The 21,206-nt window shown below is 60.1% G+C and carries 17 protein-coding genes; 9 read left to right on the top strand and 8 right to left on the bottom strand.

All coding sequences use genetic code 11. The features are described 5' to 3' along the window. A partial coding sequence (locus tag SVU69_08225; GenBank protein ID MDY6942988.1) for a methyltransferase domain-containing protein occupies positions 1–1,087 on the top strand: 1,087 nt, incomplete at its 5' end. A 160-nt stretch (positions 1,088–1,247) separates the two neighbouring features. Here SVU69_08225 and SVU69_08220 read toward each other — a convergent pair. Continuing rightward, positions 1,248–1,619, bottom strand: coding sequence for a hypothetical protein (locus SVU69_08220; GenBank protein ID MDY6942987.1), 372 nt, complete (start codon positions 1,617–1,619; stop codon positions 1,248–1,250). Positions 1,620–2,070: 451 nt separating this feature from the next. Further along, the gene (locus SVU69_08215; GenBank protein MDY6942986.1) at positions 2,071–2,721 is read right to left on the bottom strand and encodes a Crp/Fnr family transcriptional regulator; all 651 of its coding nucleotides are present in this window, start codon (positions 2,719–2,721) and stop codon (positions 2,071–2,073) included. Positions 2,722–2,811: 90 nt separating this feature from the next. Here SVU69_08215 and SVU69_08210 point away from each other — a divergent pair, with 90 nt between their 5' ends. The 3 genes from SVU69_08210 (at position 2,812) to SVU69_08200 (ending at position 9,098) form a co-directional block, all read left to right on the top strand. After that, positions 2,812–5,049 (top strand): adenylate/guanylate cyclase domain-containing protein, encoded by a 2,238-nt coding sequence (locus tag SVU69_08210; protein MDY6942985.1) that lies wholly within the window; start codon positions 2,812–2,814, stop codon positions 5,047–5,049. A 106-nt stretch (positions 5,050–5,155) separates the two neighbouring features. Next, the gene (locus tag SVU69_08205; protein ID MDY6942984.1) at positions 5,156–8,605 is read left to right on the top strand and encodes a TonB-dependent receptor; all 3,450 of its coding nucleotides are present in this window, start codon (positions 5,156–5,158) and stop codon (positions 8,603–8,605) included. 49 nt (positions 8,606–8,654) lie between these two features. Further along, positions 8,655–9,098 (top strand): hypothetical protein, encoded by a 444-nt coding sequence (locus SVU69_08200; protein ID MDY6942983.1) that lies wholly within the window; start codon positions 8,655–8,657, stop codon positions 9,096–9,098. A 48-nt stretch (positions 9,099–9,146) separates the two neighbouring features. On the opposite strand, the gene SVU69_08195 is transcribed toward SVU69_08200, so the two are convergent. The 5 genes from SVU69_08195 to acsA are packed head-to-tail and all read right to left on the bottom strand — an operon-like array spanning position 9,147 to position 14,322. Continuing rightward, the gene (locus SVU69_08195; GenBank protein ID MDY6942982.1) at positions 9,147–9,389 is read right to left on the bottom strand and encodes an acyl carrier protein; all 243 of its coding nucleotides are present in this window, start codon (positions 9,387–9,389) and stop codon (positions 9,147–9,149) included. Then, positions 9,386–10,570, bottom strand: a complete 1,185-nt coding sequence (locus SVU69_08190) for a dihydrolipoamide acetyltransferase family protein (protein MDY6942981.1) — start codon at positions 10,568–10,570, stop codon at positions 9,386–9,388. Before SVU69_08190 ends, SVU69_08195 begins: the two co-directional genes overlap by 4 nt. Further along, a complete protein-coding gene (locus tag SVU69_08185; protein MDY6942980.1) occupies positions 10,563–11,567 on the bottom strand; it encodes an alpha-ketoacid dehydrogenase subunit beta in 1,005 nt (334 codons plus the stop codon). The genes SVU69_08190 and SVU69_08185 overlap by 8 nt, the downstream gene beginning before the upstream one ends. Continuing rightward, complete coding sequence (gene pdhA / locus SVU69_08180; GenBank protein ID MDY6942979.1) at positions 11,564–12,562, bottom strand: pyruvate dehydrogenase (acetyl-transferring) E1 component subunit alpha; 999 nt, start codon at positions 12,560–12,562, stop codon at positions 11,564–11,566. The genes SVU69_08185 and pdhA overlap by 4 nt, the downstream gene beginning before the upstream one ends. After that, on the bottom strand, positions 12,559–14,322 hold the full coding sequence (gene acsA, locus SVU69_08175; GenBank protein MDY6942978.1) for an acetate--CoA ligase: 1,764 nt from the start codon (positions 14,320–14,322) through the stop codon (positions 12,559–12,561). The genes pdhA and acsA overlap by 4 nt, the downstream gene beginning before the upstream one ends. 307 nt (positions 14,323–14,629) lie before the next feature. Between acsA and SVU69_08170 the strand changes: the two genes are divergently transcribed. The 5 genes from SVU69_08170 to SVU69_08150 all read left to right on the top strand — a co-directional run bounded on the left by SVU69_08170 (position 14,630) and on the right by SVU69_08150 (position 19,839). Next, a complete protein-coding gene (locus tag SVU69_08170; GenBank protein ID MDY6942977.1) occupies positions 14,630–16,039 on the top strand; it encodes an O-antigen ligase family protein in 1,410 nt (469 codons plus the stop codon). An 8-nt stretch (positions 16,040–16,047) separates the two neighbouring features. Next, positions 16,048–16,959: a glycosyltransferase family 2 protein gene (locus SVU69_08165; protein MDY6942976.1), complete on the top strand. Its 912-nt coding sequence runs from the start codon at positions 16,048–16,050 to the stop codon at positions 16,957–16,959. Between the two features lie 108 nt (positions 16,960–17,067). Next, the gene (locus SVU69_08160) at positions 17,068–18,231 is read left to right on the top strand and encodes a glycosyltransferase family 4 protein (protein ID MDY6942975.1); all 1,164 of its coding nucleotides are present in this window, start codon (positions 17,068–17,070) and stop codon (positions 18,229–18,231) included. Between the two features lie 86 nt (positions 18,232–18,317). Further along, positions 18,318–19,022 carry a serine/threonine-protein kinase gene (locus SVU69_08155; protein MDY6942974.1) on the top strand — a complete coding sequence of 235 codons (705 nt, stop codon included), beginning with the start codon at positions 18,318–18,320 and terminating at the stop codon, positions 19,020–19,022. A gap of 46 nt (positions 19,023–19,068) precedes the next feature. Beyond that, positions 19,069–19,839, top strand: a complete 771-nt coding sequence (locus SVU69_08150; GenBank protein MDY6942973.1) for a lipopolysaccharide kinase InaA family protein — start codon at positions 19,069–19,071, stop codon at positions 19,837–19,839. A 7-nt stretch (positions 19,840–19,846) separates the two neighbouring features. Here SVU69_08150 and SVU69_08145 read toward each other — a convergent pair whose 3' ends face one another. Continuing rightward, the gene (locus tag SVU69_08145) at positions 19,847–21,190 is read right to left on the bottom strand and encodes a metallophosphoesterase family protein (GenBank protein MDY6942972.1); all 1,344 of its coding nucleotides are present in this window, start codon (positions 21,188–21,190) and stop codon (positions 19,847–19,849) included. Between the last annotated feature and the right edge of the window lie 16 nt (positions 21,191–21,206).

The following is a 21,206-nucleotide window of genomic DNA, read 5'->3' as shown; positions in this document are numbered from 1 at the left end:
TGACTCAAGATTCTTCATGTTCAGCAGATATAACCGACTGTTAGCCGAGAAACGCTCATATGCCTCCCCGGCTCAGCCGGACACAAAACTACTCAAAGCGGAGAACACCCCCATGACCCTCGCTGAACACTCTGAACATCACTCCCACCCCTTACCGGTCAGACCACCCGCGATCACCGAGCGAATCGCAGAGCTCAAGAGCTATCTCGCGATACTAAGCAAGCAAGGCGGCCCGGAACTCGCCGACTATAGCCAGCTCGACGGCTGGATGACGGAACTACATACGTGGAAAAGGCAAAGACTAATCAACGATCACGACTTAGCGGAACTTCGCGATACCCTGGGCGACGCCTTGTCGCCGAAAACGCTGCAAGGGTTCGCGTATTCCAAACCGCATGGCTATGCGGGCGACTTCGAGATCATTGACAAGATCTATCAGCATCAAGTCTCCACGAATCCACGACTGACCAAATGGGATGTCTACTGGCAGAACCAAGCAGCGGCCAAAGCCGTTCGCAATCGAAAAGCCTACTTTCACGCCCTTCTGGATGAATACCGGCAAGCCGCGAACGGTCGAACGCTCAGAATCCTCAATGTGGCCAGCGGATCGGGTCGAGACATGTTCGAGTATTTCGAACTCACCGGCGCCGAAGACGTCGAATTTGTATGCGTCGAACAAGACGCCAATGCCATCCGCTATGCCAGCGCATTATGTGCGCCGCATCTGGGCCGAATCCGTTTTGTGAACCAAAACGCCCTGCGCCTGACGCTCCCGGATAAATTCGACTTAATCTGGTCGGCCGGCTTGTTTGATTATTTTGGTGACCGCTTGTTTCGGGGCATGATCAAACGCTTGTTGCCACGACTGGCTGAAGACGGCGTTCTGGTTATCGGCAACTTTTCCGACAATAATCCAACCCAGCACTACATGACCTTCTTCGATTGGATTTTGCGGCACCGAAGCCGCTCGGATCTGCTCAACTTGGCCCGAGGCAGCGGCGTCTCGCTGGAACGGGTTCACGTAGGAAGTGAGCACGAAGGCGTCAACTTGTTTCTTCATCTCACGGCAACGCCGCGGATCAACTGAAACACACCCATGAAAGGAGAAGAGGGCGTCAATCCAACCAAACGACGTCACAAGTCTGGTGATATCGAAGATCGCCAGCCAACGCCAAATGGACGAGCGACCTTCTTCAAAAAAAAGGGCGCGAGTCGATCTCGCGCCCAAAGCGCAGCGGCAGTTACGCTTAGTCGTTTCCGAGACGGAAAGCGTCAAACAAATTCACGCGGGTCGCGATTTTCTCGTAGGTGCTGAAGACCTCGCCGAGAATCTCACCCACGACGATTTCTTTGCCTACATACAGCGGCACCAGAACGGCTGCACGGGTAAGGGCTTCGCGGGTTTCATGCAGCTCACGTCCCAAATCCAACGCGCGGGCGACGTTCAAAATCGCCTCATGTTTTTGCACTTCAGCGAAAGCCACAGCCAGAGAAATCACACCTTGGCCGTGAACGTCGGACAATGCGGCGTCGTCCATTTCGACCAGAGCAGCGTGGGAACTGAAGCTGGCAGAAGTCAAAGCAGCAGCGAAGAGGGCAGAGACCAATTTCCGTTTCATTACTCACTCCTTCCGGTCTGACCACCGGAATATTTCGATCCATCGTTGAATGAGAACACTTCCGCCGGGAACGGCGACGAGTTCCCCCCTGCGCCCTGAGCTTTGGAGTTGCGACGATTACCCAGAGCGCCGATTCAGTAAACCAAACGACGACCGATCGTACTGTGCGCTATTACCTGAACAGTCCGTGTAATTTTTCACAAAACGGAATCCTGACCAAGCGTATGCTCAGTCGGTCGAACCCTTGCCGCCGCAGCGAGGCGATGCGCTCGGTTGAACCCAGATACCCTGGTACAAACGCTTCGTGGGAGTGTCTTGATGGATCGGAGCTCGCTGGCTCAGGATGAAAATCGGCTGCAAACCCGGGTACACGCGGTAGCTGGGCTCAGGCGGGAGCCACGTCCCACCCAATCCGAGCGACCGCATCAACCACTGTTTGCCGATGAACGCATCAATAGTGCTTAGGAAGACGGCGATGAATATGAATTTTCCGGTGGCTGACGGAAATATATCCTCCGCGCGATAAATCCTTCATGATGCGCGCCACCATTTCCCGGGACGCACCAACCCGATTGGCCAGCTCTTGCTGGGTCAGTCGCTCACGAACGCACAGGCATTCACCGTCCGGCTCGGCCAATTGATGGAGTATCCGCACAATACGACTGTAGACATCATCGAGCGCCAAGCTTTTCACATTGCCGCTGAGCGCTCGAACCCGCTCGGTCAAACGTTTCATGATTTCTGCATTGAGATCAGGAAGCTGCGCCATCGCCAACTTGAACACATCACCTGGAATAACATACACGCAGCTCTCTTCCAAGGTCATGGCCGATGCGGATCGGCGCGTACCGTCTATCAGAGCCAGTTCCCCAAAATGATCTCCGGGAGACAATACATCGAGCACCACTTCCCGACCCGCAGCGTCGTTTAGAAAAACTTTGACCCGCCCACTCAGAATGGCATAGAACGCATCACTTCGATCACCTTCATTTAGGACAATAGCGCCCTTTACGAAACGTCGTTTAACTCCCATGTGTTCCAATTCAATTAAACTCTTTCCGTTAAGTGCTGCAAACACGTGAATCTGATTCAGCTGCAACATAAGCCCCCCCAATCCTTGGTTACTAATGCAACAAACCCTTATTATCATGCCGTGAAGTAAAAATTAACCCCTGACATGAGTGGCAGCAGTATGAAAAGGAATATTCAACACTTTGCTGTACCCATTCGCATTGCGGGGATCAGTGCCACAGTGGGCACACTCTGCGGCGTCACAGCCCTTCTATTCTTTGGGGGACACCATTTGGAGCGCTGGGCCGGACTCCCACTGCTTTACGCGGTCAGAGGACCGATGCAACCGCCGGCCAACGTCATTATCGCCAGTTTGGACAGCGAGGCTGCCGATGCGCTATCGCTGCCGCGCGATCCATCTCGCTGGGACCGCGCCATCATCGCTCGCATCATCGAACGCCTGACCGCCGCGGGTGTGGCAGCCATCGCGGTAGATATTCATTTCCCTGACGCCAAATACCCTGGTGGGGACGAAAGGCTGACCGACGCCATCCGGGCTGCGGGGAACGTCGTGCTCTTCGCGATGGTCGAACGCGACCTGTCACTCAATCGCGACCCCTCCGGAACCCTAAAAATTGATGTGGAGCGGATCGTGCCGCCGTTCCCGGCCTTGGCCAACGTGGCCGCGGCCACTGCACCGTTCGTGATTCCCAAGTACGGCGCGCGGGTCGATCACTTTTGGACGTTTCATACGGCCGCAGACGCGCCCAGCCTCCCGGTAATGGCATTGGCCACCGCTGAACGAGAGACGCAGGGTGCCATCATCGAAAGCATCCGGAAGGCGCTCGGAGACCCGCAAATGGCAACGCTCGCATTGCCATCCAATGGCTCACTGGATCCGGCAAGCATCACGCGGCTCCGCCGCGCACTTATCGAGCAGCCCGAGCTGACCGAATCCATCCAAGCCCGGATTCGAGCAACGCTACCCGATGATGGACCACACAGCGCGCGCGCTACGGCGTTGGTTGAAGCCATCGCGGGACCGGCGTCCCATATCTTCTCGCTGTACGGACCGCCCCGGACCATACGCACCCTTTCCGCCGATGAGATTTTAAATGCCGAGCGTCTACCCGACTTGTCTGACGCGGTGGTTTTCCTCGGTCACGCGGAAATCCGACAACCCATTCAACAGGACGGTTTTTTCACCGTCTATACCCGACCCGACGGATTGGATCTGAGTGGTGTCGAACTCGCCGCCACCGCGTATGCCAACCTGGCCGAATCGACCGCGCTTCAAGTACCCTCTGCCAGCAAGCAACTGGCCATTCTCACGGTATTCGCCATCCTCGCCGGGATGGGCGCGGCCCTGCCGATTTACGGTTGGGCCATGATCCTGGTCATCGCCGGCAGTCTGGGTTATTTCGCCCTCGCGGCTTGGGCGTTCGAGCATCAATCCCAGTGGCTTCCCATCATGGTGCCTCTGGCTGTTCAACTACCGATCACGATACTCACGGCCGTCAGCTTACATTCCAGCGCCACCCGCCGTGCGCAATCGCAATTGCGGACCGCGATGAATCACTATTTACCCCCCGAACACATTGATCGTGTGGTCGATAATCTCTCGTTCATGGGAACACACCAGCAACCCGCCTTCGGGGTATGCTTGGCCACCGACGCATCACAATACACCCACTTGGCCGAACGGCTGCCGCCGGGAGAACTTCATACGCTGCTAAATTCATATTATGAAGACATTTTTCGCCCGGTCCGGCTGCGGGGTGGAATCATCTCCGATGTGATCGGTGATGCGATGATGGCCCTGTGGACGGCGCCGCAAGATACGTCGGAGCTCCAACAGCAGGCAGTCGAAGCGGCCCTCGACATTCTCGCGGCCGTTGAGCGGTTCCAAAAACGATTCGCTTTACCGGTACTCCCCACCCGCATCGGCTTGCATGCCGGCCAGATGGTGCTCGGCAACGTGGGCGCCATCGACCACTTCGAGTACCGCGCAGTGGGCGATATCGTCAACACCGTCGCGCGCATCGAACAGCTCAACAAAATGTGGCACACGCATATCTTGGCTTCCGGTATCGTCGTCGGCGATGTGGACGGCATCATCACCCGTCCGCTGGGACGTTTTCGGCTCCGGGGAAAATCAGACCCGGTGGATCTGTTCGAAATCTGCATGCGCGTCGGCGAGCCGGGCTGGGAAAAACGGCAGCAATTTTGCGAATCTTTCGGACATGCGGTGACGGATTTTCTCAGCGGCGACTCAGCAACCGCGTTCGAGCGTTTCAGTGAAATCGCCCAAACGCACCATGCCGACGGCCCCACCCTGTTCTACCTTCAATATTTGCAGGGTCGTACCTGGTTGGTGGAAGAAAGCGAACACGGCCAGGAGATTTCACTCGCGGGCTAACAGGCTTGGTCTGTACCGTTGAATATCGGATAGTAAAGACACACCCGGCGTTCGGGTGGTGCTTGAGTGCGCCACCAGCCAAGGTCGGACACAACAAGGAACAGTTGTGAGGCCAAATCACTGCACACGCTCAAACGATTCTCGACGCTGCGCGGGCCGAGTACTGCATAGCGCTTGCCTGATATGGCTGACGATTGTCTCACCGATCTCAGCGGCGGCCTGCGAGCTACCGGTCGCCACAGCCCTATCTATCCAGGGCACCGTCAAGATCCGTGCTCAGAACGACACTGAATGGGGCGTCGTTCACGATGGCGTAGACGTATGCCCGAATCACACCTTGCACGTCGGCGCCAACAGCCGCCTGACACTGGCACTACAGGATCACACAATCCTTCGCCTCGGCCCGAACACCGTCATCTCGCTGGGAGAACTGGAGAACTCAGCCGAGTTTAGGATGAATGTGGTGAAGGGATTGGTGCATTTCATCAGCCGAGTCCAACACCACTTCCAAGTCGACACCCCCTATGTGAACGCCGCCATCGACGGCACCGAATTCCTCATCGACTCAACGCAAAACCAAACCCGAATCACCGTATTCGAAGGCCGGGTTCGAGCCAGCAACGAAGCGGGCAGCCTGCTTGTTCAAGCCGGATCTTCCATTGTTGCCCGCGGCGATGCACCACCCGCAGTGATAACGGATATCCGGCCCTGGGATGCCGTCCACTGGATGCTCTACTACCCGCTGCCGGGCGATCTGGCCGACTGGCCCGGTGAACAACCGGGCATGGAGTCGTCGCTTCAGCGCGCCATCGATTGGGCGAAGGTGGGACAAATCGATCGTGCACTGGAGATTCTCGAACACCGGCCAGCGGAGGACTGGCCGAATGCGGCGATACTCTATCGCGCCGCTCTTTTCCTGGCCGTGGGGCGGGCTGGCGCGGCGGAATCCGATCTGGCCCGCCTATTGGACCGGTCAGCACCAACTCCCGATGAACAGAGAGCCCACGCCTTGGCCTTGCAGGCGATCATTGCCGTCACGCAAAACCGGCAGCAGACAGCATTGAATTGGGCCGAACAGGCCGTCGCCGTCGATTCGACATCACTGCCGGGCTATCTTGCCCTATCCTACGCCCGGCAAGCGGTATTCGATCTGCCGGGCGCCACTCAGGCCGCCGAGTCCGCCCTGAATCATGCACCGGATCACACCGTGGCTCGCGCCCGCGTGGCGGAACTGGCTCTGGCCAACGGCCAAGTGCGCCGTGCTGTCTCGCTGGCCGAGCAAGCCGCCGCAGACGACCCCCAATCGGCCCTGGCGACCCGAACCTTGGGCTTTGCACACCTGATGAATCTCGACACAGACCGTGCCCAACGTGCCTTTGCACGGGCCACGGAACAGGATCCGGCAGACCCCTTGGCCCGCCTGGGCCTGGGCCTTGCCCGCATCCGCCAGGGTGATCTGACCGACGGCCGGCGGCAACTAGAGATCGCCGCCAGCCTGGCGCCCAACAACGCCTTGGTCAGGAGCTATCTGGGCAAAGCGTATTTTGAACAGGGACGAGTTGCCCTGGCGGAAACCCAGTATGCACTCGCCAAAACGCTTGACCCCAACGACCCCACACCCTGGCTGTATTCGGCCTTTCTCAAAGGCGCTGAGAACGCGCCTGTTCAGGCCCTGGAAGAGGCGCAGGGGTCCATCGAGCGCAATGATCGACGGGGTGTTTACCGCTCACGCCTGATGTTGGATGAGGATTTGGCGGTGCGCAGCACCAGCCTGGGACGGGTTTATCAGGAACTTGGGTTCGACCAATTGGCGCGCCAACAGGCCGTCCGATCGCTCGATGCCGACCCCACCCAGGCCGAGGCGCACCGGTTTTTGGCCACCGCGTTTGCCGACTTGCCGCGTCATGAAGTGGGCCGGCTCTCTGAACAGCTGCAGGCCCGCTTGTGGCGCGGTTTCGACGCCGTACCCAGCGGACCCCAGTTGAACCAGGAGGACTTGCGCCTGACCCGGGGTTTAGGGCCTTCCAGCGCCAGCCCGAACGAATACGCCCGACTGTTTCTGCAAGATGGTCCGTATCTTTATGCCGACCTTCTCGGCGGACAGGATGGCCTTTTCGGGGATGAAATTGTCGCGGGTATTCGTTCCGGCCGGTGGGCGGCGAACCTGGGCCACTATCACTATGAGACCGATGGATTTCGCGACAATGCCGATCGCGAGCAAGACATCATCGAATTGTTCGCCCAAAACCGGTTGAACGCCCAAACCGACGTTCAACTGGAAATCCGCCGCCTGGAAAAAACCGAAGGCGATATCACCCAATTCTATTTGCCCGACCAAATCAGCCCCAACCTTCGGCAGTCCTCACAAGTGGAAACCCTTCGTTTGGGCGTGAAGCATGCTTTCACTCCCGCCCGTCAGGCCATTGTCTCGCTGGCGACACAAAACCGCGACGTCGAAGTTTACGATCGTTTCTTCGTCGATGGCGTGGACCTGGAAGTCACGCTTGAGTTGGAGGGAAAGCCGGTCATAGGCGAGGCCCAGCACGTTTGGCGTTCACACTGGGGCAGTCTGATCACCGGTGCCGGAATCTATCGGGCCGCGTTCGACGAAGCGGCGAAAACCGTGCCTCTGGACGTCTCCGGCGCCCCTCTGATCGTGCGCGTGTTGGGGCCGCAAGAGCTGCTCATTGACGAGTCGCTCAGCTTCGATACAGACCACAACAACCTTTATGTGTACTGGCAAGATCAATTGACGGAGCAATGGGCGCTGACCGCGGGGCTCAGTTACGACGACGTCGACGAAGGTCGACTCAGGACACGCCAAGCGAATCCCAAACTGGGTGTGACTTGGTTGGCCACACCCCGCACCCAACTTCGCGCCGCCGCATTTCGGACGCTACAACGGGACTTGGTGGCCAAAGGCACAATCGAGCCCAGTCACGTGGCGGGATTCAATCAGTTCTTCGACGACTTCACCGGCACCCGCGCCTGGCGCTACGGCGCCGGCGTAGATCATCAACTCGGAAGCGGCAGTTTCCTCGGGCTTCAGGTCAGTGGTCGCGACATGGAGGTACCCGTGACCGATCTCAATACCGGCATCGCCGAGCGCTACGACCGCGATGAAGAACTGCTACAAGCCTACGGCTATTTTGCCGCCACCGATCGACTGGCGGTTAAGCTTTCGTACCTGTTCGAGCGGATCGAGCAGGACGAAGACATCTCCAATCTCGGCTTCAATCGCCTGACGACCCAGCTGTGGCCTATCTCGTTGCGCTATTTTCACCCCCGTGGCCTCACGACCATGCTGACCGCAACCCATGCCCGCCAGAGCGGCAACTTTCTGGTATTTCCGGACCGTCGGGAGCGAGGCGAGAGCCAATTCTGGGTGCTGGATGCCGCGATCGGTTGGCAACTCCCGGCTCGGCGGGGCGAGTTCTCGGTGGGCGTTAAAAATCTATTGGATGAGCGCTTTCAATTCCAGGATTCGGACCCGGAAAGCCAGTGGTTCTATCCGGAGCGCTTCCTGTTCGGGCGGTTAACATTGAATTTTCGATAAAACCGCCCGAAATCTTCCCACCACGGACCGACACGGCAAGGAATGAATCATGAAACTACGAGCCACTTGGGTTCGAATAGGCGTCGCGCTGGCATTGGCACTGATGCTGACCGCTTGCGGCGACTCGGAAACGGACCACGAGAAAACTGACGTGGCTGAGGTTACCGAGTCGCCGGCCGATCCGTCAGAGCCGTCGGTCGTCGAACCCGAAACCGCCGGCGAAATGTCGCTTGTTGAAGGACTCGACTTCATTGATTATGAAGAAAAATTTCTTTTTTCGCTGTCGGTCAAGAAACTCACCATCAAAGACCGAGTCATCACTAAACTTGTAGTCCGGGATGAGCAGGGCAATGAGATCACGCCGATCACACCAGACACGGACGGATACGGAAACCTATTGGCTGTACAGCCACTGGCGATTGTCACCACCGAAGGGTCGATCTGTAAATATCTAAGCGCCGACTCCAAACTCTATAAAATAGTCTGCGACTGAACGCCATCGCTGCACATGGCGGGACGTCATCTGGCGACACCCGCGCGCTCAAAGACGTGCCGCCACATAGGCGATGCAGGCGTTCAGACTGGTCAATTGTGGGTAATCGGCTTCCGGGATATTGACCCCCATTTGCTTGTGAATGGCAGTGATGAAGTTCAACAAGTCCATGGAGTCGATATCCAGCTGTTCGCGGAAGTCTTCGGCCGGGTCGAGGCTCTCCGCTTCCATCTCCGGTGCGATAGTGGACAGAATCTGCAGCAGGCGGGTTTGTATTTCGTCGCGGTTCATAGGCGCTCCGGTTGCTGTAAACGATCCGCAATCTCGGCCAGAAAAAGCCCCCCTCGGCGGCCGTCGCTGACGCGGTGATCGCCGGCCAAACTGGCGGTCAGCATTTTGCGGGCCACCACCTGACCGTCCACCACCGCCGGGCGCTGCGAAAGTGCGCCAAAACCGACAATCGCCACTTGCGGCGGATAGATAATGGGAAAGACATCCTCCACCCCGCGTTCGCCCAGGCTGCTCACGGTGATGGTGGGGTCGGTCAGTTCCGAACTGCGCAGGCGGTTGGCGCGGGCCCGCTGGACCATGGCCTTAAAATCGCCCATCAGCGCACCCAAATCCTTCTCCCCCGCGTCGTGCAGGGCCGGGGCGACCAAGCCACCACCCCGCAACGCCACGGCCATCCCCACATGGACCGCTGTGCTGGGGCTGAAGCCATCGTTCACGTAAAAGCCATTGAACTCCGGAAACTTCGCCAGCGCCAATGCCACGGCCTTGACCAGCAACACGGCGTACAACAAGCGATCCTCCGGTTCCCGCTCGGTGTTGTAGCGCTCGAGCCAGGCACTCGCCGCCTCCATGTCCACCGAGGTGCTCAAGTAGTAGTGAGGAATCTCCCGTTTCGATCGCGCCATGGCCGCGCCGATGGCTTGGCGCATGGCGGCGGTATCCCGTCCTGACGCAGGGATCGGCGAGGGCGTTTTGGGCTTGGCTGGCGCGGCCGCCGTCACATCGTCGACCGTGATCGCCCCGCCCGGGCCGGTCCCGGTCAGAGTGGCCAACTCCACGCCCAGGGCCGCCGCCTGACGGAACGCCAACGGCGAGATCCGAATCCGCTCACCCCCCGACGCCGGCCTGGCTTGACCGAGCGATGGCGGCAGACCGCCACCCGACTCGGGCGGCGGCTTAACGGGCGCCGCGGCGATCGGCTCGGCTGAAACCGGTTCCGCCGCGCCTGCGGCGCGAACACGGGCCAGCACGGTACCCACCGGCACTTCAGTACCCGGGGCCACCACCAGCGTTTCCACCACGCCGTCTTCGAAGATTTCCACGTCGATGGCGCCTTTCACCGTTTCTACCACGGCGACGATCTGCCCCCGGTGCACCATGTCGCCTGGTTTGATGTGCCATTCCACCAGCGTCCCGGCTTCCATGTCAGCGCCCAAAGAGGGCATCCGAAAATCAGCCACGGCCCAACACCTCACGCACCGTTTGAACAATGCGCTCCGGCTGGGGGATGGCGGCTTCTTCCAAATGTTTGGGGTAGGGGATGGGCACTTCGGCACTGCACACCCGCGCCACCGGCGCGTCGAGCTCATAGAACGATTGCTCCATGATCCGCGCCATGATCTCCGCCGAGATACTGCCGCTGCGCCAGCCTTCATCCACGATGACTGCACGGTGCGTTTTCGCCACTGAAGCCATGATGGTTTCGTCATCCAGAGGACGCAGGGTGCGCAAGTCCACCACCTCCGCGGAAATGCCCTCCTCGGCCAGCCTGTCCGCCGCGGTCATGGCTTTGTGGAAGCTGGCGCTATAGGCGAACAAGCTGATGTCCGTGCCCTCGCGATGTACCTGCGCCCGATCGATGTTCACCGCACCCGCGGTGGCCGGCAACCAACCCTCCATGTTGTAAAGTGTGGCGTTCTCGAAAATCAGCACCGGATCCGGATCGGCCAGAGCGGCCGGCAACATCCCGCGGGCGTCTTCCACCGTGGCGGGGGTGAGGACCTTCAATCCGGGAATATGGGCATACCAGCCCTCCAGGCTGTGGGAATGCTGGGCGGCAAGCTGCTTGCCGGCCCCGGTCGACATGCGAATCACGATGGGCACGCTGAACTGCCCACCGGACATGTGGCGGATGGTGGCGGCATTGTTCATGATCTGATCGAGGGCCAGCAGGCTGAAGTTGACCGTCATGATCTCGACGATGGGGCGCATGCCGCCCATGGCCGCGCCAATACCGGCCCCCACGAAACCGGACTCAGACAGCGGGGTGTCGCGCACGCGCTGCTCGCCGAACTCATCGAGCAGACCCATGCTAACGGCGAAACAACCCCCGTATCTGCCCACATCCTCCCCCATGAGGAAGACCCGCGGATCATCCAACATGGCTTGACGAATAGCGGCCCGCACCGCTTCGCGGTAGGTCGTTTGCATGATGTGGGGTTTTTCGACACGGTTCATGACGCAGCCTCTTCGGTGTAGACATCGCGGGTTAACGCCTCCAGCGGCTCCCAGGTGCCCGCCTCGGCGAAGGCAACCGCGCCATTGACTTCTTGCGTGACTTCCGACTCCATAGCGGTGAGCGTCGCCTCATCGAGCAAGCCGGCGCTCACGGCGCGCTGGCGAAAGGTGTCGATGGGGCAGCGGTGCTGCCACTGTGCCACCTCCGACTTATCACGATAGAGCTGCGCATCGAACATGGAGTGCGCCCGAAACCGGTAGGTGCGAAACTCCAGGAACTGAGGTCCCTGACCACAACGAACGGCATCGGCGGCTTGCCCCGCGGCCGTTTCCACAGCCACCACGTCCATACCATCGACGCTGGTACACGGCACGGCATAACCCTGTAACTTGCGGCAGATGTCCGTGACGGACTCGGAGCGGGCAATGTGGGTGCCCATGGCGTAAAGGTTGTTCTCACAAACGAACAACACCGGCAGTTGCCACAACTCCGCCAGATTCATGGATTCGTGGAACTCGCCCTCCGCCACCGCACCCTCACCAAAAAAACACACCGTTACGCGTTGCCTTCCCTGCATCTTGTCGGCCAGCGCCAAACCCACTGCCAGCGGAATGCCCCCGGCAACGATGGCGCTGCCGCCATAGAATCGCCGCTCGGCATCGAACAGGTGCATGGAGCCGCCGCGTCCACGGCTGCAGCCTTCCTGCTTACCGTACATCTCCGCCATCACCGTGTTCATGGAAACCCCTCGCACCAGGGCATGGCCGTGCTCCCGGTAGGTCGCCACCACGGCATCGTCGTCGGTCAGGGCTTTGTTCACGCCGGTAGCCACCGCCTCTTCACCGATATATAGGTGGAGAAAACCGCGGATTTTGGTTTGAGTGTACAGCTCGGCGCATCGCTCTTCGAAACGGCGAATCCGCATCATCTCCCGGAGCAGTTCGGTGGCATGATCAGCCGAATAATCATCGGGTAAGGACGGCAAAGCGTTCATGGGTTGTTCTCCAGCGTCGAAGTGTCACCTTCCGGCAAACCCAACTCGCGGGCCTTGAGCAGCCGCCGCATGATTTTGCCGCTGCGAGTCTTGGGCAAGCTGGGGAGAAAATCGATCTCTTTCGGAGCCACCACCGCACCCAAGCGCTTTCGGGCGTGGGCAAGCAGCGCCATACGAAGGTCGTCATCCGCTTCGAAACCCGGCTTCAAGGCGACGAAAGCCTTGACGATTTCCATCGCCACCGGATCGGGTTTACCGATCACCCCGACCTCGGCCACCGCCGGATGCTCCATCAGCACATCTTCCACTTCGAACGGGCCGATCAGATGGCCCGAGGTCTTGATCACATCATCGGCACGGCCGACAAACCAAAAGTAACCGTCCTCATCCCGCTTGGCCAAATCGCCCGTGAGGTACCAATCGCCGATAAAGCATTTGCGATAGCGCGCTTCTTCGTTGAGATAGCCACGAAACATGGACGGCCAACCCGTCTTGAGTACCAGTTGACCTTGCTCGCCCGGCTGGTCCACAAACACCAGGCGACCCTCATCCGTCGGCCGGGCGATGGCGGCCTCGATCCCGGGCAGCGGACGGCCCATTGAACCGGGTTTCACGTCACATGCCGCGTAGTTGGCGATCATGATGCCGCCCGTCTCGGTTTGCCACCAATTGTCATGAAACGGCCTCCCGAAAGCCTGATTGCTCCAGATCACGGCTTCCGAATTCAACGGTTCGCCGACGCTGGCCATAAAGCGCAACGACGGGTATTGATACCCACGAACCAAATCGGTACCGAGCTTCATCATCATTCGGATGGCGGTGGGGGCGGTATACCAGACCGAAACCGATTCGTTCTGTAAGGTGCGATACCACCGCTCGGCGTCGAACTCCTGTTCGTCCACCAGCATGGTCGCGCCGATGGTCAGGGGCGCGATGATGCCGTAAGAGGTTCCGGTCACCCAGCCCGGATCGGCGGTGCACCAGAAAACGTCCTCGGGATGCAAATCCAAGGCGTAGCGTCCAGTCGCCTGGTGCGCCACGACAGCCCCATGCACATGCATCGCGCCTTTGGGCCGACCGGTGGTCCCACTGGTGAAATGCAACAAGGCGAGATCTTCCTCGGCGGTGGGCGCGATCACGAACTCATCGCGGGCGCCATCCATCAACCCCTGCAGGTTAAGCGTCCCCTCGGGCGGGTCAGCGTCGGCCGGCAAGCCGGCAATCAACACCTGCTGCAGATCCGGCAGCGATTCCCGCAACTGGGAGACCTTGCGCCGATAGAGCGGGGCGGTGGTCACCAACACTTTGGCCCGCCCGATACTCATGCGCTGGTGAATGGGTTCCGGCCCGAAAGCCGAGAACATGGGACAGAACACGCTGCCGTTTTTCAGCGTTCCGAGCGCGGCGATATAAAGTTGCGGGATGCGACCGGCCAGTGCGAACACGCCATCGCCTTTGCCCAGGCCCAAAGTTCGCAGCACACCGGCAAAGCGGTCGGTGAGGCGTTTCAGTTCAGCGTAGCTGAAATCATGAGCCTGGCCCTCTTTATCGAGCCACCGAATGGCGGTTTTGCTGCCCATGCCATGCGCCACGTGGCGATCCACCGCCTCGTAGGCGATATTCAGCCCGCCGCCGGCTAACCCGTCCAACGCTCCGCGGGCGGTGTCCCAGGAGAAGTCCCGCTGGCTCGCCTCGTAGTCTGTCAGATTCGGGGCAACGGCGAACGCCTGAGCGCGCTTGTGAATGATGTCCGCGGTCATGTCCAAGCTCCGTGTCTAGCTGATACAACTAGCATAGGCAGCGCGAAGCGGGACAACGCTTGATACAAATCAAACGATCCCCGCCAAACACGCCCACCCGGGCGCTCCGTCATGCGGGTGTCACATCCAGCCGCAGCCAGGAACCCAGAGACTCGGCGGCACTGATCATTCATGGTATCGTGCCACCGCAAGTTGCGAGAACGGTGTGTGGTGAGAAACCCGCTGGTGGGAAAATCGATCGGCCGCGACCGTTCCAAGAATCGTTTGACTGGATCACAAATCGATACCGGGGGGCTTCGAATTGGGCGTGAGCCAACAGGCTAAAGAGCTTGTTGCCAAGGTGAACCGGGAGCCTACACAGTGGTTTCCTGCACAGGGCGGCGCCCGCCGCGCAGCGAGCGTTTGGCCCGAGCGCATCGGCTTGATCGGCTTATTTCTCTACGCCACGTTTTTCCCGCTCCACAAAAAACTGTGTTACTACGGCGAATGGTTAATGGTGCCGGCACTGTTGCTGGCTTGGCGAACCGCCGGTCCCCATCTGCGTCGCGACCCGGTCTTCCGCTTGTTTTTGATTTGGGGGGCCTATCTCGTCGTGGTGAGCGTTCTGGCCACCCAGGTCACACCGGTGGAACTCGGCAGCCAACTGAGCCATGCCCGGCCCTGGTGGCGGCTGGGCTGGATCGCCATTGTGGCGTGGTGGATGGGTGGCAGTCTCACCTCGCTCAAGCGTCTGTATCTGCTGCTGTTGATCGGCTTCACGCTGCATATGTTGCCGTTCTTTCTCTATCCCCACTATTGGTCTTTGGGCGTCACCGGCGGGCGCTTGCGGTATGGTATGAACGCCCAGCGCAGCGGACTTTTCATCGCCACCACGGTTTTCGGTCTGATATTTCTGGCCCGTGATTTTTGGGGTGACCGGCGCGGGCGCTGGTACGTGCAGCGAATCACGCTCTGGGGTGTCTTACTGGTGTTGATGGTGCTGGCCGTGGTGTTCAATCAAACCCGCGGCGTTTGGCTCGGAATCGTGTCGGCTTTGTTGGCCGCGCTGCCGTTCTACCTGTGGCATGTGTTTCGGGGACCCTCCGATCGATCATCCCGCCGCTATGCCTGGATCAGTGTGGGCGCACTGGTGCTGGCGATCGTCCTGACCGCCAGCCAATTCGATACCCTGAGCCAACGACTGGCGCAAGAGAGGCCGGTGTGGGATGCAGTGGTCAGCGGTCATCTGGAAGAGATACCCAACACGTCCTTGGGGCGGCGGATTCACATGTGGCTTTGGGCCATCGAAACCTGGCGCGAGCGGCCGCTGATCGGCTGGGGTATCCGCAGCACAGCACCGCTGGCGGCTCAGAGTGAGTTACCCCAGGTGCTGGACGGTTTCGAGACCACCCATGTTCACAATACCTGGCTGGAAATTCTGCTCACCACCGGACTGCTCGGCGTGGGGTTTTTCGCCGCCTTCTTTTACTTCGTGGCCAGAGCGGCCATTCGTGCTTATCGACGAGGCCACTTGCCGTATCGCTACCTGATGCTGAACCTGTGTCTGTTCGTGTTGTTTTTCGTCGCCAATTTCACTGAGGCCCATGTCACCAAATGGATCTTTTGGCCCTATATTGCCCTGTTCGGCGGCGCGCTCTATTCCTTGGAGTTATGGCATCAGGCCACACCTGAAGCGCTAGAGAACCCACCCATGCCCACCGCCAAAGCGGCGACCTGAGCTCAGCCATGGCCGCCTCGTTCAGCATTATCATCCCGGCCTACAACGCTGTAGGCTTTCTCCGTCGGGCAGTGGATTCTGCCCTCGCCCAGGCATGGGAGGAGGTGGAAATCATCATTGTCGATGACGGCTCCACCGACGGCACGCCGGCAATGGCAGCGGACTATCAAACGCAGCATCCCGATCGCGTGCGCTTTGTCGAGCAAACCAACCAGGGGCCCGGCGCGGCACGAAATCATGGCATCAGCAAGGCGCAAGGCGATTTCATCTTGTGTCTGGACGCCGACGATGAGTTAGTGCCCGAGGCGCTGGGGCTTTTCGCCGAGAAAATCGCGCAGGTGCCGGAGGTGGAAATGGTCTTTGCAGGCTATTTCTCCGTCAGTTTGGATGGTGATCGCAAAGCCTACTGTCCCGAGCCGGTCGCCGCTGACCCCATGCGTAACTTTCTGAATTACATTCGTGGCCGAGGCGTCACCCCCACCCATGGCGCGGTGGCCATACGGCGCAAAGTGTTCGATCAGCTGCATTACCCAGAGTCGATCCGCAACAACGAAGATGTGGTGCTGTTCGCCCAGATCCTGGCCACCCGTGTCGTGGCCTCGCTGCCTGACCCTATTTTGCTGAAATACAAAAGGGTCGGGAGCTTGCGCTACGATCAGGCCGCGGTTGCCGAAGCCTCGCAGCGCGCGGCCCAATTGCTGTTCGATGCGAATATCCTGCCGCCGGCATTCATACGCCACCAAGCAGAGTTTCAATCCAGCCGCCATTTGGCCCGTTTTCGAACCCTGTATCGGGACAAGCGCTTTGCCGAAGCGCGGGCGCAATACCATCAGGCGATTAAGATCTACCCGCGCCATCTGTTCCGGATGAACGCGTTGGCAAAATATCTTCGGTCTCTGCGACGTGACAAAGCGAACTGACATCCCTTCCGCCGGTCCGGCTCCGCTCGGAGTCGCCACGCCCATCCCGCCGGCGCGGAGCCGGACCGGGGCAGCGATCTTTAAACAACCATCAACCATCTCAACACCATGAAGCACGGCTATCACCTGGCGCTGGTACAGCCCAAATACCGACCTGACGGCGGCGCCGAACAGATTCTCTCTCGCATTCTCACCGCCCTTCAGGGCGAGGACATGCAAATCACCGTGGTCAGCCGCAACTGGCAGGCGGCGGATCTGACCAACGACGCCCGCGAGCTCTTGAAATGCGACCCGTTCTACGTCGGACGCTTGTGGCGGGAATGGAGCTTTGCCCGCGCGGCTTGCCGGGCGCTTCGCGATCTAGACACCGATCTGGTCCAGGCCCAGGTACGAATTCCCTGCTGCGATATTTACCGTGCCGGCGGTGGTGTTCACCGCGAGTGGCTCCGACAGCGCGACAGAATGCGCGGCTGGCGGGGCCGGATCGGCACCTCGCTGAGCCTGTTTCACCGGTTCAAATTGCGACAGGAACGCGACCTCTATCAGAGCCCGAAACTGAAAGCGGTGATCTGCAACTCGCGCATGGTAGCCGACGAGATTCGGCGCGATTTCAACTTCCCCGAGGACAAAATACACGTCATCTACAACGGCGTGGATCTGGATCGCTTCCGCCCCGATGCCGACCCGGCAGGGCGGGCACGCATCCGTTCCGAGCTGGGCATCGGCGATGGCGACACGGCCTTCGTGTTTGTCGGTTCCGGCTTCGAACGCAAGGGACTGGCCAGCGCCATTCGCGCCTTCTCCCGGCTACCGGAGGACAGCCACCTGATCGCGGTCGGTCAGGACAAACGCCCCGGTCATTATCGGCGGCTGGCCCAACGCCTGGGCGTGGCCGACCGGGTTCACCTGGTGGGCAAACAGATCAATGTCGTCGCGTACTACTCGGCTGCCGATGCCTTCGTGCTGCCCACGCTCTACGATCCCTTCGCCAATGCGACCTTGGAGGCCTTCGCTTGCGGCTTGCCGGTGCTGACCAGCGAGAAGTGCGGCGCGGTGGACCTGATCCGCACGGGAGAGAACGGCTACGTCTGTGACGCTCTGGATTGGCAAACACTGTCCCGGCAAATGGACGCCGTTCGAGATCCGCAAACGCGGGCGCGTATCGGCCGGGCGGGGCGCGCCACGGTGGAACCGCTCAGCCTGGAGACCATGGGCCGGAATCTGACGGCCCTCTATCAACGCCTCATGGCAGAATCCGCCAAACCGGACTGAACCATGGCAACCCATCGTCCACTCGCCCCCATCATGGATCTGGCCCGGCAACACACCGTCCCGGCGGCGATCAAGGGCGCTGCGCCATGAGCCGCCAGTCGCCTCACCGACGCGTTCGCATCCATCCGGATTTCGTCGATCACCCGGCGTTGGCTACCTTATTGGCGCAGATCGATGATTATCAGCGCTGGTCCGTCGCGCCACCCATGAAGAACGATCATGCGGCCACGGTGGTTACCGTTCGGGTCGGGGAGAGCGTGTTCGTGGTCAAGGCTTACCATCCCAGATCGGGCATCAAAGGCATCAGTCGTGCCCTGCGCCCCAGCAAGGCCTGGGCCTCCTGGCGCGCGGCGCAATGGCTCCACGCAGCCGGCGTGAGCACCGTCACGCCCATTGCGCTGGTTGAAAATCGTCATTGGAGCCTGACCGGCCGGGCCTTTCTCATCACCGACTACCTACCGGGCACCAACGCCCGGTCGTTCTTCAATGACTCCGGTCGTAGTGACCAGGACAAGCAGGCCGCAGCTGGACAGATTGTCGATACCGTGGCGACACTGCATCGCAACGGATTGGCTCACGGCGATACCAAAGACTCAAACTTCCTGATAGACGACGGGACGACTCATGTGTTGGACTTGGATGCGGTGCGCCGCCCGCGCCTGCCCTGGCGGCGCCGACGCGGCTATGCCCGCGACTGGCGAATCTTGCGTCGCAACTGGCAACAAAACCCGCCGGTTCAGTGCTGGTTCGATGCGCTCATACGTGAGCGGGAGGCGGAAGAGAAGCGATGAACCGCTCGTGGGCGCCGCGACCGACCAAGATCAGTAGAGAGCCGTCATGACAACGCCTCGGACTCAAGACCGCGCTGCCGCCCCAGCGAATCCCGGGAGCGGAGAACCCGGCGCACTGTACTTTTTCGCCCTCAACGAAGCGGTACAGCAACTGTTGGAATACGGCACCGCGCCCGGCTGGCGCGTGGTCGGCGAAACCGATTCGGTGCGGATCGCGCGCACCCAGGCTCCGCCGTTGTTCGAGATGCGGATTTTCCCGCGGGCTTCCTGGCCGCTTCGGATCTGGAATGCGCTACGGGGGGATGCCGCCTATCGATTCGATCGGCTGACGGCACAACTGATTCGCTCGGGGCTGCCGGTCACCGCCATTTCCCTGCGGGGCCGCGTCGCCGGGCACCCCTACACCATCGCCGAACTGCCGGCCGGGATCGCGCTGGATGTTTTCCTCTCAAACCCGGGCGACCCCTTGGCGGCGGCGGGTTCACTGCGCCTGCGACGTCAGACACTCCGAGCCGTCGGGGCCATGGTGGCCAAGCTCCACGAGGCAGGATTTCATCATCCGGCGCTGGATGGGGAGCACATCTTCGTTGAGGCGCGCCCAGGAACACCCGTTCGGGTCGGCTTGACCCCGGCCGGCCCGACTCGGCAATGCGGACCATTGAGCCTGACGGCTGCGACCGGCGATCTGACGGTGTTGGGGCGCACCCTCAAACCGATCACATCGGTTACGGACCGTTTTCGCCTCTTGCAGACGTATTGCGAATCGCGGGGAATGCGCAGCCGGACGGAGATTCTTCAGCTGGCAGAACAGTTTTGACGAAAGACTAATCGGCCACCGCGGTTGCGGCCTCGCGACGCACAGCATCCGACGTCGGAAACTCGAGCACTTCACTGGTACCGTCGGCAGCTTTGTGCAGTTCGAAGGCATCGAAAAGTTCTCCGGTGGCCGTATAGGCCTCGAAGCGCAGTCGATCGCCATCCACGGTCACCAACTGATAGAGCTGCGTCCCGGTCAAGCTGCGTTCCGGCCAGTCGGCCCCTCCCGGGTACATCTTGGGTCCACTGACCGAGACGACGTACATCGGAACACCGTGGCGCCCCAAGACCCGCCCTCCCAAACTGAGATTTTCGCCGCGGGCGTACGAATGATCATGCCCCTGCAATACCAGATCGACACCGTATTTCTCGTAGAGCGGCTTGATGTAGTAATTCAGTAGAAAGGAGTTGGTCCGGCTCGCCCGTGCGCTGAACATGGGGCGATGATGGGTGACGATGGTCCAGCGATGGGGATTGGTTTTCAGCACCTCGTCCAACCAACGCGCCTGCGCGACAGCCACGGCTGGACCGCCGGCATCGACCATCGCTTCGGTATCCAGGGAAATAAAGCGAACCCCTTGGTAGTCCAGATAATAAACGGTCTCTTCCAGGCCGGGGAATGCCGGTCCATTGTGAGGAAACGCAAAATGAGGACGCCACTGGGGCGATAGTTTCCCATCCCGGTATTCGTGGTTGCCGGGAGTGGCAATGGACGGGGTGGAACAATTCAGCCAACCCCCCGCTTCAAACCACTCGCCCCACTCCAAATCGCTGTGGGGCACATTCACCAAGTCCCCCGCGTGCAGCATGAACGACGCATCGGGCAGATTCGAGTACGCCTGCCGGATGACACGAGACCACAAGGACTTGATCTGGTTTTGCGCATCCCCAAAGTAGATAAACGAAAAGGGGGCCGACTCGCGCTTGGCTGTGCGAAAATGGCACCATTCGCTCCAGATCTGGCCATCGCCCACCCGGTAGGCATACAAGGTGTCAGGCGTGAGCCCGGTAAAATTTACCGTGTGATGAAAGGATGAAACACCATCCAGGATCATGGCGCTGGTGGTCGCATCAAACCTTTCTGCGCCCTGGCCGAATTTGGGGGAAGCGGTGGCTTCGGCCAACTCCGCAACGGCCGTCCCGGCCGGGGCGGCCATCCGCCATGTTACCGCCTGGCTGGTGGCCGGATCGGACGTCCAAGTTAATATCACGCGATCCGGTACGCGGGTGGACGCGTAATGTTCGCTGAGGATTTCCGCTGGTGTGGGCAAGTTCTGCGCCCCCGAAGGCACAAAGCCGCTTGCCAGCATCAGGGCGACGACCATGAAGGCCGCAGGGCTATTTCGAAGCATGCTCAACAAACGGAAC

It is taken from the genome of Pseudomonadota bacterium (assembly GCA_034189865.1).
Lineage (GTDB): Bacteria > Pseudomonadota > Gammaproteobacteria > UBA5335 > UBA5335 > JAXHTV01.
This window is presented reverse-complemented; position numbering and strand designations above follow the sequence as displayed.

Excerpts from the sequence above, each read along its gene's own strand:
- SVU69_08220 (MDY6942987.1), bottom strand. The coding sequence starts at position 1,619 with ATGAAACGGAAATTGGTCTCTGCCCTCTTCGCTGCTGCTTTGACTTCT.
- SVU69_08215 (MDY6942986.1), bottom strand. The coding sequence starts at position 2,721 with ATGTTGCAGCTGAATCAGATTCACGTGTTTGCAGCACTTAACGGAAAG.
- SVU69_08210 (MDY6942985.1), top strand. The coding sequence starts at position 2,812 with ATGAAAAGGAATATTCAACACTTTGCTGTACCCATTCGCATTGCGGGG.
- SVU69_08200 (MDY6942983.1), top strand. The coding sequence starts at position 8,655 with ATGAAACTACGAGCCACTTGGGTTCGAATAGGCGTCGCGCTGGCATTG.
- SVU69_08195 (MDY6942982.1), bottom strand. The coding sequence starts at position 9,389 with ATGAACCGCGACGAAATACAAACCCGCCTGCTGCAGATTCTGTCCACT.
- SVU69_08185 (MDY6942980.1), bottom strand. The coding sequence starts at position 11,567 with ATGAACCGTGTCGAAAAACCCCACATCATGCAAACGACCTACCGCGAA.
- pdhA (MDY6942979.1), bottom strand. The coding sequence starts at position 12,562 with ATGAACGCTTTGCCGTCCTTACCCGATGATTATTCGGCTGATCATGCC.
- acsA (MDY6942978.1), bottom strand. The coding sequence starts at position 14,322 with ATGACCGCGGACATCATTCACAAGCGCGCTCAGGCGTTCGCCGTTGCC.
- SVU69_08165 (MDY6942976.1), top strand. The coding sequence starts at position 16,048 with ATGGCCGCCTCGTTCAGCATTATCATCCCGGCCTACAACGCTGTAGGC.
- SVU69_08160 (MDY6942975.1), top strand. The coding sequence starts at position 17,068 with ATGAAGCACGGCTATCACCTGGCGCTGGTACAGCCCAAATACCGACCT.
- SVU69_08155 (MDY6942974.1), top strand. The coding sequence starts at position 18,318 with ATGAGCCGCCAGTCGCCTCACCGACGCGTTCGCATCCATCCGGATTTC.
- SVU69_08150 (MDY6942973.1), top strand. The coding sequence starts at position 19,069 with ATGACAACGCCTCGGACTCAAGACCGCGCTGCCGCCCCAGCGAATCCC.
- SVU69_08145 (MDY6942972.1), bottom strand. The coding sequence starts at position 21,190 with ATGCTTCGAAATAGCCCTGCGGCCTTCATGGTCGTCGCCCTGATGCTG.